The 14,054-nt window shown below is 70.7% G+C and carries 12 protein-coding genes; 9 read left to right on the forward strand and 3 right to left on the reverse strand.

Annotation, left to right across the window (positions count from 1 at the left end; genetic code table 11):
• The first annotated feature begins 22 nt into the window (after positions 1-22).
• The 4 genes from JM664_RS10090 to JM664_RS10105 are packed head-to-tail and all read left to right on the forward strand — an operon-like array spanning position 23 to position 6,879.
• On the forward strand, positions 23-1,030 hold the full coding sequence (locus JM664_RS10090; protein WP_227419775.1) for an AAA family ATPase: 1,008 nt from the start codon (positions 23-25) through the stop codon (positions 1,028-1,030).
• Positions 1,027-1,902: a DUF58 domain-containing protein gene (locus JM664_RS10095; RefSeq protein ID WP_227419776.1), complete on the forward strand. Its 876-nt coding sequence runs from the start codon at positions 1,027-1,029 to the stop codon at positions 1,900-1,902. The genes JM664_RS10090 and JM664_RS10095 overlap by 4 nt, the downstream gene beginning before the upstream one ends.
• Positions 1,902-4,781, forward strand: a complete 2,880-nt coding sequence (locus JM664_RS10100) for a DUF4159 domain-containing protein (RefSeq protein WP_227419963.1) — start codon at positions 1,902-1,904, stop codon at positions 4,779-4,781. The genes JM664_RS10095 and JM664_RS10100 overlap by 1 nt, the downstream gene beginning before the upstream one ends.
• Positions 4,782-4,812: 31 nt before the next feature.
• Positions 4,813-6,879 (forward strand): hypothetical protein, encoded by a 2,067-nt coding sequence (locus JM664_RS10105; protein ID WP_227419777.1) that lies wholly within the window; start codon positions 4,813-4,815, stop codon positions 6,877-6,879.
• Here the strand turns inward: JM664_RS10105 and JM664_RS10110 are convergent.
• The 3 genes from JM664_RS10110 to JM664_RS10120 all read right to left on the reverse strand — a co-directional run bounded on the left by JM664_RS10110 (position 6,876) and on the right by JM664_RS10120 (position 8,375).
• Positions 6,876-7,253, reverse strand: coding sequence for a DUF4260 domain-containing protein (locus JM664_RS10110; RefSeq protein WP_227419778.1), 378 nt, complete (start codon positions 7,251-7,253; stop codon positions 6,876-6,878). The two genes, JM664_RS10105 and JM664_RS10110, sit on opposite strands and share 4 nt — an antisense overlap.
• A gap of 79 nt (positions 7,254-7,332) precedes the next feature.
• A complete protein-coding gene (locus tag JM664_RS10115; protein ID WP_227419779.1) occupies positions 7,333-7,680 on the reverse strand; it encodes a hypothetical protein in 348 nt (115 codons plus the stop codon).
• Positions 7,677-8,375 carry a DUF599 domain-containing protein gene (locus tag JM664_RS10120; protein WP_227419780.1) on the reverse strand — a complete coding sequence of 233 codons (699 nt, stop codon included), beginning with the start codon at positions 8,373-8,375 and terminating at the stop codon, positions 7,677-7,679. Before JM664_RS10120 ends, JM664_RS10115 begins: the two co-directional genes overlap by 4 nt.
• Before the next feature lie 80 nt (positions 8,376-8,455).
• Here JM664_RS10120 and JM664_RS10125 point away from each other — a divergent pair, with 80 nt between their 5' ends.
• The 5 genes from JM664_RS10125 to JM664_RS10145 are packed head-to-tail and all read left to right on the forward strand — an operon-like array spanning position 8,456 to position 13,994.
• On the forward strand, positions 8,456-9,907 hold the full coding sequence (locus JM664_RS10125; RefSeq protein WP_227419781.1) for an FAD-linked oxidase C-terminal domain-containing protein: 1,452 nt from the start codon (positions 8,456-8,458) through the stop codon (positions 9,905-9,907).
• A 22-nt stretch (positions 9,908-9,929) separates the two neighbouring features.
• Positions 9,930-11,063: a glycolate oxidase subunit GlcE gene (gene glcE / locus JM664_RS10130; RefSeq protein ID WP_227419782.1), complete on the forward strand. Its 1,134-nt coding sequence runs from the start codon at positions 9,930-9,932 to the stop codon at positions 11,061-11,063.
• Positions 11,060-11,947 carry an alpha/beta fold hydrolase gene (locus JM664_RS10135; RefSeq protein WP_227419783.1) on the forward strand — a complete coding sequence of 296 codons (888 nt, stop codon included), beginning with the start codon at positions 11,060-11,062 and terminating at the stop codon, positions 11,945-11,947. The genes glcE and JM664_RS10135 overlap by 4 nt, the downstream gene beginning before the upstream one ends.
• The gene (glcF, locus tag JM664_RS10140; RefSeq protein ID WP_227419784.1) at positions 11,947-13,317 is read left to right on the forward strand and encodes a glycolate oxidase subunit GlcF; all 1,371 of its coding nucleotides are present in this window, start codon (positions 11,947-11,949) and stop codon (positions 13,315-13,317) included. Before JM664_RS10135 ends, glcF begins: the two co-directional genes overlap by 1 nt.
• Complete coding sequence (locus JM664_RS10145; RefSeq protein ID WP_227419785.1) at positions 13,317-13,994, forward strand: trypsin-like serine peptidase; 678 nt, start codon at positions 13,317-13,319, stop codon at positions 13,992-13,994. The genes glcF and JM664_RS10145 overlap by 1 nt, the downstream gene beginning before the upstream one ends.
• The last annotated feature ends 60 nt before the right edge of the window (positions 13,995-14,054 follow it).

Consider the following 14,054-nt stretch of genomic DNA (forward strand, 5'->3'; position numbering starts at 1 on the left):
TAACGAGGCGGAAGGACATGTCATGGCCGAGGCGGACGAGCTCCTGTCTCAAATCGATGCCTTGGGCGACAAGCTGGCCCAGGCGCGCGGCTCGATCACCCGGCGCTTCATCGGGCAGGAGCGGGTGGTGGACCTGGTCCTTTCCTCGCTGCTCTGCGGTGGTCACGGGCTGCTTATCGGGCTGCCGGGCCTCGGCAAGACGCGGCTGGTCGAGACGCTGAGCACGGTGATGGGGCTGAGCGGCGGGCGAATCCAGTTCACCCCCGACCTGATGCCGGCCGACATTCTGGGCTCCGAGGTGCTGGAGACAGCGGCGGACGGGTCGCGATCGTTCCGCTTCATCCGCGGGCCGATCTTCTGCCAGCTCCTGATGGCGGACGAGATCAACCGCGCCTCGCCGAGGACGCAATCGGCGCTCCTGCAGGCGATGCAGGAGCGGTCGGTGACGGTCGCCGGCGCGCATCATGCCCTCGGTGTGCCATTCCATGTGCTCGCGACGCAGAACCCGATCGAGCAGGAGGGAACCTATCCGCTGCCTGAGGCGCAGCTCGACCGATTTCTCGTGCAGATCGACGTGCCCTATCCCGACCGCGAGACGGAGCGCGGGATCCTGCTCGCCACCACCGGCGTGAGCGAGGAAGTGGCGACGGCGGTGTTTACTGCCGAGGAGCTGCTGCGGGCGCAGACACTGCTGCGACGGATGCCGGTGGGTGAGGCGGTGGTCGAGCTGATCCTCGACGTGGTGCGCGCCTGCCGTCCCGGCGACCCGAGCGCGCCCGATTCGGTGCGCCAGAGCGTGGGCTGGGGGCCGGGCACGCGCGCCGCACAGGCGCTGATGATGACGGTGCGGGCGCGGGCGCTGCTCGACGGGCGACTCGCGCCATCGGCCGAGGACGTGGCCTGGATGGCCGAGCCGGTCCTGACGCACCGGATGGCGCTGACCTTCGCCGCACGGGCGCGGGGCGAGAGCCTGCCGCGGCTGATCGGCGAGACCGTCGAGCGGGTCGCGCGGGTCGAGGCCGCAGCGTGAGCGAAGCCGCGCAGCTGCGCGGACGAGCCGAGGCGCTCGCGGCGCCGCTTCCGCCGCTGCTGGCGGCGGCCGAGCATCTGGCGGCGACGGTGCTGCTGGGCAGCCACGGCCGCCGTCGTGCGGGCGTGGGCGACGAGTTCTGGCAGTACCGGCCGGCTCATGGCGGCGACGAGGCGCGATTCATCGACTGGCGGCGATCCGGCCGATCCGACGCGCACTACGTCCGCGAGCGCGAGTGGCAGGCGGCGCAGAGCATCGTGATCTGGGTCGACCGGTCGCAGTCGATGCGCTTCGCCTCGACCGGCCGGTTGCCGGCGAAGGCGGACCGGGCGGCCATGCTGGCGATGGCACTCTCCGTGCTGCTGATCCGCGGCGGCGAGCGCGTGGGCCTCTCGGGCACCGGCCTGCCGCCCCGGTCGGGCGAAGTGCAGCTCATGCGGCTGGCGGCGACGCTGAGCGAGGCGGGCGAGGGCGATGATTATGGCGCGCCCGAAGTGCGGGGCATGCTGCCTCAAAGCCGCGCGCTCTACGTCTCGGACTTCCTCGGCGATCCGGCACCGGTCGAGGCGGCGCTGACGCGCGCTGCGGACCGGGGGGTGAAGGGCGCGTTGCTGCAGGTGCTTGATCCTCAGGAGGAGGCGTTTCCCTTCGACGGGCGCACGATCTTCGAGAGCATCGGCGGCACGATCAGGCACGAGACGCTCAAGGCGGGCGACCTGCGCAACCGCTACATCGAGCGCCTGAAAGAGCGGAAGGCGCGGCTCTCCATGCTGGCGCGAACCACCGGCTGGCAGTTTCACACCCACCACACCGATGACGCACCCTCCTCGGCGCTGTTGTGGCTCTACGGGGCGATGGAGCGGGTGCATTGATGTGGACCGTGGGTCCTCTCGGCTTCACGGCACCGCTCCTGCTGGTGGCGATGGTCGCGTTGCCGATTCTCTGGCTGATCCTGCGGGCCGTTCCGCCGGCGCCGGTCCGGCGGCGATTCCCGGGTGTCGCGCTGCTGCTGGGGCTGAGCGACGACGAGACGCAGACCGACCGGACGCCCTGGTGGCTGCTACTCCTGCGGATGCTGGCGGTGGCCGCGGTGATCATCGCGTTCGCGGGACCCGTTCTCAATCCGCAGGACGAGCGGCAGGGGGCGGGACCGCTTCTGATCCTGCTCGACGGGACCTGGGCCGACGCGCGCGACTGGCCGCGGCGCCAGGACCGGGTTGAGGCGCTGCTGGACGAGGCATCGCGGGCCGGGCGGACGGCGGCGGTCCTGTCGCTGACTGACCTGCCGGCGGAGGGAGCGCCGTTCCAGGCGGCGGCGTCCTGGCTGTCGCAGCTTGCCGGTGTCCGGCCGCAGGCATGGGCGCCAGACGCGGAAGCAGTCGCCGACTGGGCGGAAGGGCTGGACGGCGACTTCGACACCTTCTGGATGTCCGATGGGCTGGCGCGCCCCTCGCGGGCCGATCTGCTGGCGGCGCTCGAGGCGCACGGCGAGGTGGTGGTGTTCGAGGATCCGCGGCCAGTGCTCGGCCTGGCGCCGGCGCGGTTCGACGACGGGGCGATCGTCGTTTCCGCCGTCAGGTCGGCGGCGGAGGGTAGCCAGGCCGCCGAGGTCGTTGCGCACGGCCTTGACCCTCAGGGCACGCCGCGCGATCTGTCGCGGGTTTCGCTGGAGTTCGCCGAGGGCGAGAGCGAAGCCGAGGTACGCCTTTCCCTCCCCGCCGAGCTGCGCAACCGGATCACGCGCTTCGAGCTGGCGGGCATCCGCTCGGCGGGCGCGGTTGCGTTGACCGACGATGCGCTGCGTCGGCGCGAGGTGGCGCTGATCGCCGCCACCGCCGACCGCGAGGGGCTCGAGCTGCTGTCGCCCACACATTACATCGAGCAGGCCCTCGAGCCGACGGCCGACCTCATCACCGGGGCGATCGACGACGTTCTGCTCGCCAACCCGGACGTCGTGGTGCTGGCCGACGTGGCGCGCGTCGACGCCTCCGGCGCGCTGCTGGACTGGGTCGAGGAGGGCGGGTTGCTGCTGCGGTTCGCCGGGCCCCGGCTCGCCGCGTCCGAAGTCAGTCGTGCCGACGAAGATCCGCTGCTGCCGGTGCGCCTGCGCGCGGGCGGGCGCTCGGTCGGCGGCGCGATGAGCTGGGGCGAGCCGAAGGCGCTGCGGCCCTTCGACGAGGACTCGCCGTTTCACGGCCTGGTGGTGCCGGAGGAGGTGCGGGTCAATGCCCAGGTGATGGCGCAGCCCGACCCCTCGCTCGCCGAGCGCGTGATTGCTTCGCTGGCCGACGGTACGCCGCTAGTGACGCGCAAGCGGGTGGGCGAGGGGCAAGTGGTGCTGTTCCACGTCACCGCCAATGCGGAATGGTCGACGCTGCCGCTCTCAGGACTCTTCGTCGAGATGCTGGAGCGGCTGGCGGTGTCGACGCGGCCGTCTCAGCCGTCCGCCGATGAGTTGGTAGGCACGACATGGACGGTGGACCAGGTGCTGACGGCCTTCGGCGAGGTCGAGGAGGCCGGAACGCGGCCGGGCGTGCCGGGAGAGACACTGGCCGAGGCCGAGCCGGGACCGGAGACGCCGCCGGGCCTCTATGCGGGCGAGGATCGCCGCATTGCGCTGAACGTGATCCACGACGAGACCGAGCTCGCGCAGGCGGCGTGGCCGGAGCGGATTACCGTCGAAGGGCTGGAGGTGCTGCGCGAGAGGCCGCTCAAGGGCTGGTTCCTGGCTGCGGCACTGGCGCTCCTGATGCTCGACATCCTGGCGTCGCTCTGGCTCTCCGGCCGGCTGCGCGGCTCAACGGCGACCGCGGCGCTGGCCCTCGCGATCGTGCCGGGGCTGGACGGTGCCGCCCACGCCGCCGTGGCGGGGCAGGCGGCAGTCTGGGCACCGTCGGCGAGCCTGCTGCTGGTTTCAGCCTTGCTCATACGTGTGCCGGTGATGGCGGCGGCGCTCGCGATTGTTGCGGCGCTGGCTCCACCGGCTGCGGCACAGGACGACGAGGCCATCGAGGCGACGTCCGAGGTGGTTCTCGCCCACGTGATTACAGGCGACGCGCACGTCGATCAGGTGGCCGAGGCTGGACTTAGGGGGCTGAGCCGGACCCTCTTCAGCCGCACCTCGGTGGAACCGGCCGAGCCGATAGCGGTCGACCTCGAGAACGACGAGCTGGCCTTCTACCCGATGCTCTACTGGCCGGTGACCGCTGACCAGCCGAAGCCGTCGGACGAGGCCTACGACAAGCTCAACCGCTATCTGCGGACGGGCGGGCTGATCCTCTTCGATACGCGAGACGCCGACGTCGCGGGCTTCGGCGGCGCGACGCCAGCGGGGCGGCGGCTTCAGGCGCTGGCGGCGCCGCTCGACATCCCGCCGCTCGAGCCATTACCGAGCGACCACGTCCTGACGCGTTCGTTCTATCTCCTGCAGGCTTTCCCGGGCCGGCACGTCGGGCGCGATGTCTGGGTCGAGGCCGCGCCGCCCGACGCCGAGCTGGTCGACGGGATGCCGTTCCGCAACCTCAACGACAACGTGACGCCGGTGGTGATCGGCGGAAACGACTGGGCGGCGGCGTGGGCGATTGACGAGCGGGGCGGGCCGATGTTTCCCGTTGGCCGCGGCTATGCCGGCGAGCGCCAGCGCGAGATCGCGATGAGGTTCGGTGTGAACCTCATCATGCATGTGCTTACGGGGAACTACAAATCCGACCAGGTGCACGTGCCTGCCCTGCTCGACAGGCTGGGCCAGTGAGGGGCAGGGCGATCTCCAATAGGTGCTTCGGATGACCGGGAGCATGGTCTTCGACCCGCTGCTTCCGTGGCCGGTGCTGTGGCTGTTGGCCGCGCTCGCCGCGGTCTTCGTCGTCTTCGCGGTGTGGCGGAAGCTGGCGGGCTGGTGGCTGCGCGGACTTGCGGCGGCGGCGCTCCTGGCGGCGGTCGCGAACCCGTCGATCCAGTCCGAGGACCGCGCGCCACTGAGCGACATCGTGATCCTCGTGGTCGACCGCAGCGCGAGCCAGCGAATCGCGGACCGGCCCGACCAGGTCGAGGCGGCCATCGAGCGGGTCGAGGAGGAGGTGGCGGCGCTGCCCGACACGGAGCTGCGCGTGGTCGAGCTGGACGACGACGAAGGCGACGGCGGGACGCGCCTCATGTCCGCACTCGCCGCCGCGGTTGCGGAGGAGCCGCGGGACCGTCTGTCGGGGGCCATCCTGCTGACCGACGGGCAGCTTCACGACATCGAGCGCGCGCCGGACCTGCCGGCGCCGCTCCATGCTCTGTTGACGGGGCGCGAGGGCGACTGGGACCGCCGGCTGATGGTCGAGAATGCGCCGGCCTTCGCGATCCTGGGCGAACCCGTGACGCTGACGCTCAGGGTTGAGGATCAGGGCGCGGTGCCGCCGAGCATCGGGACGATGGCGGCGCTGGAGATTTCGGTCGACGGCGGCGAGGTGCAGACGTTCCGCGTGCCGGTGGGCGAGGCGCTGGAGCTGCCGGTCGTACTGCCGCACGGCGGCATGAACGTCATTCAGTTCACGCTGCCCGAGGCCGAGGGCGAACTGACGGACCGTAACAATTCCGCCGTAGTCCAGATCAACGGCGTGCGCGATCGGCTGCGCGTCCTGCTTGTGTCGGGCGAGCCGCATCCGGGCGAGCGCACGTGGCGCAACCTGCTCAAGTCGGACTCCTCCGTCGACCTCGTGCACTTCACCATCCTGCGCCCGCCGGAGAAGCAGGATGGCGTGCCGGTCGACGAGCTGAGCCTGATCGCATTCCCGACGCGCGAGCTCTTCCTCGACAAGATCCACGAGTTCGACCTCATCATCTTCGATCGCTACAAGCGTCGCGGAATCCTGCCGTCGATCTACCTCGACAACGTGCGCCAGTACGTCATGGACGGCGGCGCGCTCCTGATCGCCGCAGGGCCGGACTTCGCCAGCGCGGACTCGATCTACCGCTCACCACTGGCCGAGATCCTGCCGGCGGCACCGACGGGCCGGGTGATCGAGGAGGGCTTCCTGCCCGACGTCACCGATATCGGCGACCGTCATCCCGTCACGGCCGAGCTGGAGCGGATGTCAGAGGCGCCGGGCGAAGAGGCGCCGTGGGGCCGCTGGATGCGCCTCATCGACCTGGTGGCTGAATCGGGTCACGCGCTGATGTCGGGCGTCGACGAGCGCCCGCTCCTGGTGCTGGACCGGGTGGGCGAGGGGCGTGTCGCCTTGCTCGGCTCCGACCATGCGTGGCTCTGGAACCGCGGCTTCGAGGGCGGCGGTCCGCAGATGGAGCTTCTGCGGCGCCTGTCCCACTGGCTGATGAAGGAGCCGGAGCTCGAGGAAGACGCGTTAAGCGTGACTGCCGAGGGGCAGACGATGACCGTCGTCCGCCGCACGCTGGAGGACCGGGTCGGCAGCGTGCAATTGACGGCGCCTGACGGCGAGACGGTGACGCTCGAACTGGAGGAGACTTCGCCCGGACATTTCACCACGACGTGGACTGCGCCGGAGATCGGGCTTTATCGGCTGGTCGAGGGTGAGGAGACCGCGGTGATCGCGCTGGGCCCTGCCGCGCCGCGCGAATTCGAGGAGACGATCGCCACCGAAGACCGCCTTGCGCCCGCCGTCGAAGCGACCCGCGGCGGCATTCGCCGGATCGAGGAGGGCATACCGGACCTGCGTCAGGTGCGCGAGGGGCGCCCAGCGTCGGGGCGCGGCTGGTTCGGGATCACGCCGCGCGAGGCCTACCTCACGCAGGACGTGACGATCTCCCCGTTACTGCCGGCGTGGGCCTGGCTGCTGCTGGCCACGGCACTGGTCGTCGGGGCGTGGCTGCGAGAGGGGCGGCGCTAGCGTCGCTCCGTCCCGCCGATCGTGCCAAGGTGGGTGGTGCAGAAGCCTGCGCTCGACTTGAGACCGTAGCCGACCATCCTGTCGAAGCCGGCATGACCCAGCCAGAGAAGGCCCAGCGCCATGATCGTGGCGGAGCCGCCAAGTAGCCCCGCGCAGAAGACCGCGGATCCAAAGCCGAAGACATGCAGCAGGTTGTAGCCGATCGCGCCGAGCCTCGGGCCGAGGAGGTAGGCGGCGAAGCTGACGTCCGGAGCGAAGAACAGCAGGATGGCAAGCCACCAGCCGAAGCCGGGCTCGAGAAACACGACGGCGGCGAGCGAGGCGGCGAAAACAAGCGCACCCTCGGCCCTTTGCCAGATCACGAACTCATCCATGCTGCCTTACCGTCTTCATGATATGCCGATCAGCGAGATTAGCCGGGGTCACGAAAGGGACGCATCCCCTTTCGCGCTGCTATTGCAGCGACACTCTCGACACATCGTCGCCCCAGCCCTCGACGCTGGTGCGAGCGCGAATGACGACCAGTCGGGCGTCCGGCGGTATCGAGATGTCGGTCAGGGCGCGGGTGAACGGCTGCTCGTCGACATGGGGATGCAGGAGCTCGCGCGTACCGAGAACGGTGCCGTCCGGCAGCTCCACGCGCCAGCCGTCGGCGTAGTCGTCCCAGCCGGTGTCGTCGTGGCGCAGCGCCACGTCGAAGCGCCAGCCGCCGCCGTGCTGCGCGGCCTCGACATCGACAGTGCGCGCCGGGTCGGCGGCGGCGGCGGAGGCGGCGAGGCAGGCGAGTGCGAGCCATCTCATGGCATGTCCCCCCGAGCGAGAATGCGGTGCGGGTGCGAGCGGAACTCCCGCTCCCACAGGGTCCAGAGCGTTGCGAGGGTGGCGACGATGAGCGGGATCGGGCCGATCATCCAGGTCGCGGCCGTGAGCGCGAAGTAGACCGCGCGGAGCCCGCGGTTGAAGTTGTATGCGGCACGTATGCCGAGTTCCCCGGCCTGCGCGGCCACATGCATCGCTCGCGAGTTGCCCGGCGCGGGAACGGACGCCATGACGACGGAGCAGTACCCGAAAATGCGGTTCGACCAGACGAAGTGCAGGAAGGCCGCTACCAGGAAGAGCGCAACCGTCACCAGCTTGAGCTGGTGAACCTCGACCGGGCGGTCGTCCGAGAGGAGGCCGCCGGTCACGGTGCGCAACGTCTCGGCGTTTCCTGCGACCGCAAGGACGCCGCCGATGGCGATGATGCTCGTCGAGGCGAAGAACGAGGTGCTGGCGCGGAGGCTACCGATGATCTGGCTGTCGAAGATCCGGTTCTCGCGCTGGGCGAGCTCGACCATCCAGTTGCGCCGGAACTCCGACATCATCAGCGTGACAGAACGTCGTCGTCCCACCGGATGCTCGACGAGGATACCGATCGCTTTATAGGCGATCAGAAGGCAGGCCACGGCGATGGCGTCGAGCGGCGTGAAGAGATCGAACAGCGCGGCAATGCCCATGGGGCGGAGCCTAGTCTCGCCGCGCCTTGATGCAACTGTCGACGGAGGCTAGGCTGTGCCACCCCCGAGGGAGGAACGCGATGCATATGCCGGCACCGAATCCCGACGTGCTGAGGCGCAAGGCCCGCATTGTCGAGCGTCTGGCGCACGTGCTGCCGGATGGCGCCGTGATCCACGAGGAGCACGAGGTAAGGGCCTATGAGTGCGATGCTCTGACGGCCTACAAGTGCCCGCCGCTGGCCGTGACGCTACCCGCCTCGACCGAAGAGGTGGCGGCGGTGCTGCGCGTCTGCCACGAGGAGCGGGTGCCGGTGGTGCCCCGCGGCTCGGGCACCTCTCTCGCCGGAGGGGCGCTGCCCACGGCGGACAGCGTCATCGTGGGTGTAGCGCGCCTGAACCAGGTGCTGGAGACGGACTACGACAACCGCTTCGTGCGGGTGCAGACCGGCCGCACCAACCTCAGCGTCACCGGCGCCGTGGAGGAGGAGGGCTTCTTCTACGCGCCTGACCCGTCGTCGCAGCTGGCCTGCGCCATTGCCGGCAACATCGGCATGAACTCGGGTGGGGCGCATTGCCTCAAGTACGGGGTGACGACGAACAACCTGCTCGGCGTGACGATGGTGCTGATGGACGGGACCGTCGTGGAGCTCGGCGGCGCGCATCTCGACGCGGGCGGGCTGGATCTGCTCGGCGTCGTCTGCGGCTCGGAGGGGCAGCTCGGCGTGGTGACCGAGGCGACGCTCCGCATCCTGCCGAAGCCGGAGGGCGCGCGGCCGGTGCTGATTGGCTTTTCCTCGAACGAGGTGGCGGGCGCCTGCGTCAGCGACATCATCAAGGCGGGCGTCCTGCCGGTGGCGATCGAATTCATGGACCGCCCCTGCATCCGCGCCTGCGAGGCCTTCGCCCACGCCGGATACCCTGACTGCGAGGCGCTGCTGATCGTCGAGGTCGAGGGATCGCCTGCGGAAATCGACGAGCAGCTCGGCGTCATCAAGCAGATCGCGCGCGGCCACGATCCGGTCGAGCTGCGCGAAGCGGCGGACGCCGACGAGGCGGCGCGGATCTGGCTCGGCCGCAAGTCCGCCTTCGGCGCCATGGGGCAGATCAACGACTACATCTGCCTCGACGGGACGATACCTGTGAGCGAGCTGCCTCGGGTGCTGGGCGGCATCCGCAAGCTGAGCGAGAGGTACGGGCTGGAGGTCGCGAACGTGTTTCACGCGGGCGACGGGAACATGCACCCGCTGATCCTCTTCAACGCCAACGAGCCGGGCGACCTCGAAAAGGCCGAGGCAATGGGGGCCGACATCCTGCGCCTTTGCGTCGAGGCGGGCGGCTGCCTGACGGGTGAGCACGGCGTGGGCGTGGAGAAGCGCGACCTGATGGCGGTGCAGTATACGCCGGACGACCTGGAGGCACAGATGCGGGTCAAGGATGTCTTCGATCCCGAGTGGCTCCTGAACCCGACCAAGGTGTTTCCGCTCGACGTGTCGGAAACGCGGCGGCTCGGCGCGCCTGCGGCGGCCGCATGAGACGCGGCAGGACGGGCGGACAATGAACGCGGTCCTGGAGGATGATATCGCGCCGGCCGGCGAGGCCGAACTGGCGGATGCGGTGCGCGCGGCACGTGGCCCCTTGCGAATCCGCGGCGGCGGCACGCGCGGCTTACTTAACACCATTGAGGGCGAGGTCCTGTCGACCGCGCGGCTGAGGGGTATCACCCTCTACGAACCCGGCGCGCTGACGCTGGTGGCGCGGGCGGGGACGCCGCTCGCCGAGATCGAGGCGGCGCTCGCGGCGGAGGGGCAGCGCCTGCCGTTCGAGCCGATGGACCACCGGCCGCTGCTTGGCTCGGATGGCGAACCGACGATCGGCGGCGTCGTCGCCGCCAACGTCAGCGGCCCGCGACGGGTGCAGGTCGGTGCGGCGCGGGACTTCCTGCTGGGCGTCCGTTTCGTGGACGGCACCGGAGCGGTCGTCAGCAATGGCGGCAGGGTGATGAAGAACGTCACCGGCTACGATCTGGTGAAGCTGATGGCGGGCTCGTGGGGCACGCTTGGCATCCTGACCGAGGTTTCGTTCAAGGTGCTGCCGGCGCCAGCGGCCGCCGCCACCCTGACGCTCGAGGGGCTGGAGACGGCGGAGGCGGTGCGGGTGATGGCGGCGGCGCTGACATCGCCGTTCGAGGTGTCGGGCGCGGCGCACGACCCTGACGACGCGACGCTGCTTCGCATCGAAGGCTTCGAGGACTCTGTCGCCTACCGCGCGGACCGGCTGGTGGAACTGCTGGCGCCGTCTGGCAATGTCCGGGTGGAGCGCGACGCGGAGGCGGTCGCCGACCGCTGGCGCGCCGTGCGGGACGCGCGCAAGCTCGCGGGTGACGGCGAGGACGTGTGGCGGATCAGCGTGAAGCCTTCGGATGGCGTCGAGGTGGCGCGCCGGCTGCCGGATGCGCGCCTGCTCCTAGACTGGGGCGGCGGTCTTGTCTGGGCCGGGGTCGCGCCCGGCGTCGACCTGCGCGCCGCGCTCCACGGGGTGGGGGGGCACGCGACGCTGGTGCGCGCGTCGCAGGAGACGCGGCAGCGGTTCGGTGTCTTTCAGCCCGAGGCGGCAGCCGTGGCGGCGCTGTCCCGTGGGCTGCGCGCGCGCTTCGACCCGCGCGGCATCCTGAACCCAGGGCTGATGTGACGGCGGCGGCGCAGGCCGACCGCAGCCCGACTTTCGCGGTGCAGGGTGCGACGCTCTTCGCTCGCGAGGCGGGATCAGGGCAGACGGTCCTTTTCGTGCACGGCTCGGGCAGCGACGACCGGAGCTGGGACAGCGCCTTCGCGGCGGTGGCGGCGAGGTGCCGGGCGGTTACCTACAGTCGTCGCCATCACCGGCCCAATCCGCCGCTCCAGCCGGGCGAGCGGTACGATTACGGTCGGCAGGTCGACGACCTGTTGGCGGTGGTGGATCAGATCGACGGGCCGCTCGACCTCGTCGCCCACAGCTCGGGCGGCGTGCTCGCGCTGCTCGCGGCGGGCCGGCGCAGCGACCGGGTGCGGCGGCTGGTGCTGGTCGAGCCGGCGATCTTCACCCTCGTGGTGAGCGATCCGCCGCGCGCTGCGGAGATCGTGCGCCTGATTGCCGCCGACCCGCGGCTCGCGGCCGCCATGATCCGGCTGGCGGTCAATTCGCTGCTGCCCGCGCGGCGCGCGGCCAAGCGTGGTGATCGGCCGGCCGCGATTCGCGCCTTCGGAGGTGGCGTGCTGGGACCGAGTGCGTTCGAGGCGCTCACTCCCGAGCGGGCACGTCAGGTCGAGGAGAACTTCATGGAGTCCGAATTGATCGACGCGCACATGCCGCGCCTGACGGGAGCCGACGTGGCGGCGGTGCGCTGCCCGGCTCTGGTCGTGTCGGGCCGCGACAGCCCGGACGTGTTTCGCCGGCTGGCGCAGCGGCTGGCGCGCGAGCTGCCGCGGGGCGGGCATGTCGAGCTGCCTGGCGCCTCGCACATGGTCCACGAAGATGCGCCCGAAGCGTTCGAGGCGACGCTCCTGTCATTTCTCACACGCGACGAGCCGACCTGATGCAGACGAACTTCACGCCCGAACAGTTGCGCGACCCTGCCACGGCGCGGTCGAACGAGATCCTGAGAGCCTGCGTCCATTGCGGCTTCTGCACGGCGACCTGCCCGACCTACCAGGTGCTGGGCGACGAGCTCGACAGCCCGCGCGGGCGCATCTACCTGATCAAGGACATGCTGGAGAACGACCGGCCGGCGGACGAGAAGACCGTCACGCACATCGACCGGTGCCTGAGTTGCCTCGCCTGCATGACGACGTGTCCCTCTGGCGTGCACTACATGCACCTCGTCGATCATGCCCGCGCGCATATCGAGCGCACCTACCGCCGGCCGCCGATGGACCGGGCGCTGCGCTGGGTGCTGGCGCGCGTGCTGCCCTACCCGCGTCGGTTTCGCGCGGCGCTCTGGGCGGCGCGGCTAGGGCGGCCCTTCGCCGGACTCATGCCCGACAAGCGGTTGCGCGCGATGCTGGCGATGGCGCCGGACCGCATCCCGCCGATGGAGCGCGAGGTGCCGCAGGTCCTGCCGGCCGAGGGTGAGCGACGCAGGCGGGTCGCGCTGATGACCGGCTGTGCGCAGCGCGCGCTCGACCCCGACATCAACGCCGCGACGATCCGCCTGCTCAGGCGCCAGGGCTGCGACGTGGTGATCGCGCGCGGCATGGGGTGCTGCGGCGCGCTGGTGCACCACATGGGGCAGGAGGCGGAGAGCCACGCCTTCGCCGCGCGCAACATCCGCGCCTGGATGGCCGAGGCGCGCGGGGACGGGCTGGACGCGATCGTGATCAACACGTCGGGCTGCGGCACCACGGTCAAGGATTACGGGCACATGTTCCGCGACGATCCGCTGGCGGCGGACGCGGCGGAGGTTTCCCGCCTGACGGTCGATGTCAGCGAGCTGCTCGCGGACCTCATGCGCGACACGCCGCCGGTCGACCCGAACGCCGCGCGCCGCGGCATCGCCGGGACGAACGCGCGGCCCGAGGACCGGGGGCAGGACGAACCGTGGGAGGGGACGGGCATGCGCGTCGCCTACCATTCCGCCTGCTCGCTGCAGCACGGGCAGAAGGTCCGCTCGGCGCCGAAGGACCTGCTGAAGAAGGTAGGCTTCAGCGTGGTCGAGCCGGCGGACCCGCACCTCTGCTGCGGGTCGGCGGGAACCTACAACCTGATGCAGCCCGAGATCTCGGCCGAGCTGAAGAAGCGCAAGGTGGAGACGCTGGAGGCGAAGTCGCCGGAGGTCATCGCGGCCGGCAACATCGGCTGCATGATGCAGATCGGCTCCGGAACCGACGTGCCGGTGGTGCACACCGTGGAGTTGCTCGACTGGGCCACCGGCGGACCGCGGCCGGCAGGCCTCGCCGCCCGCGCCTGATGGCGCGCCTCTTCGCGCTCGGCCTTGTCGCTCTCTTCGGCGCGGCCGCGGCGCGGGCCGAGCCTCCGGCGATGGCGGCGGTGGGGGTGCTGAGCCTGTCGGACCGCAGCGCCTGCACCGCCACCCTGATCGAGGCGGATCTGGTGCTGACAGCGGCCCATTGCGTGCTGCAGGCGCTCGACCGCACGGCCGACGTCCCGGTCGGCTTCCGGACAGGCAGCTATCCCGGCTATCCGGCGCACCGTGAGGTGGTGCAGGACCTGGCCGTTCATCCCTTCTACCTGGCGCAGAGCGGTGCCAGCGAAGCGCGGCTGCGCTACGATCTCGCGCTGGCGCGGCTTGCGGCACCGGTGCCCGAAGGCGCAGCACGACCGGTGCCGGTGGGCGAGGTGCTGGGCGACGAGGCGCCGATCGTCGCGTCCTATCGCGGTGGCGCGCCCGCGCGGGCGCGCGAGCGCCGCTGTCCCCTGGTCCTGGGCACAGAGGCGTCGCTGTCGCTGGCGTGCGACGTGCGCATGGGAGAGTCGGGCTCTCCGGTACTCGTGGAGGTCGACGGCAGGCTGAGCCTGGTCGCGGTCGTCTCCGCCTCGGGCCGGATGCTGCGGACGGAGATCGCGCTCGCGCCACGCGCGGCGCCGGGGCTGGGCGTGCTCAGGGCCCTGCTCGTGCCGCGTTGACCTCTTGAACGGCTGGCCAGCTGTTCCCAGATTCACGGTGCCGGAGGCCTCAATGGCTTC

The organism is Roseitranquillus sediminis (assembly GCF_016918935.1).
Taxonomy (GTDB): Bacteria; Pseudomonadota; Alphaproteobacteria; order Rhodobacterales; family Rhodobacteraceae; genus Roseitranquillus; species Roseitranquillus sediminis.

What these genes read in the sequence shown, in the direction of transcription:
- JM664_RS10090 (WP_227419775.1), top strand. Translation starts at nt 23, where the DNA reads ATGGCCGAGGCGGACGAGCTCCTGTCTCAAATCGATGCCTTGGGCGAC.
- JM664_RS10100 (WP_227419963.1), top strand. Translation starts at nt 1,902, where the DNA reads ATGTGGACCGTGGGTCCTCTCGGCTTCACGGCACCGCTCCTGCTGGTG.
- JM664_RS10105 (WP_227419777.1), top strand. Translation starts at nt 4,813, where the DNA reads ATGACCGGGAGCATGGTCTTCGACCCGCTGCTTCCGTGGCCGGTGCTG.
- JM664_RS10110 (WP_227419778.1), bottom strand. Translation starts at nt 7,253, where the DNA reads ATGGATGAGTTCGTGATCTGGCAAAGGGCCGAGGGTGCGCTTGTTTTC.
- JM664_RS10115 (WP_227419779.1), bottom strand. Translation starts at nt 7,680, where the DNA reads ATGAGATGGCTCGCACTCGCCTGCCTCGCCGCCTCCGCCGCCGCCGCC.
- JM664_RS10120 (WP_227419780.1), bottom strand. Translation starts at nt 8,375, where the DNA reads ATGGGCATTGCCGCGCTGTTCGATCTCTTCACGCCGCTCGACGCCATC.
- JM664_RS10125 (WP_227419781.1), top strand. Translation starts at nt 8,456, where the DNA reads ATGCATATGCCGGCACCGAATCCCGACGTGCTGAGGCGCAAGGCCCGC.
- glcE (WP_227419782.1), top strand. Translation starts at nt 9,930, where the DNA reads ATGAACGCGGTCCTGGAGGATGATATCGCGCCGGCCGGCGAGGCCGAA.
- glcF (WP_227419784.1), top strand. Translation starts at nt 11,947, where the DNA reads ATGCAGACGAACTTCACGCCCGAACAGTTGCGCGACCCTGCCACGGCG.
- JM664_RS10145 (WP_227419785.1), top strand. Translation starts at nt 13,317, where the DNA reads ATGGCGCGCCTCTTCGCGCTCGGCCTTGTCGCTCTCTTCGGCGCGGCC.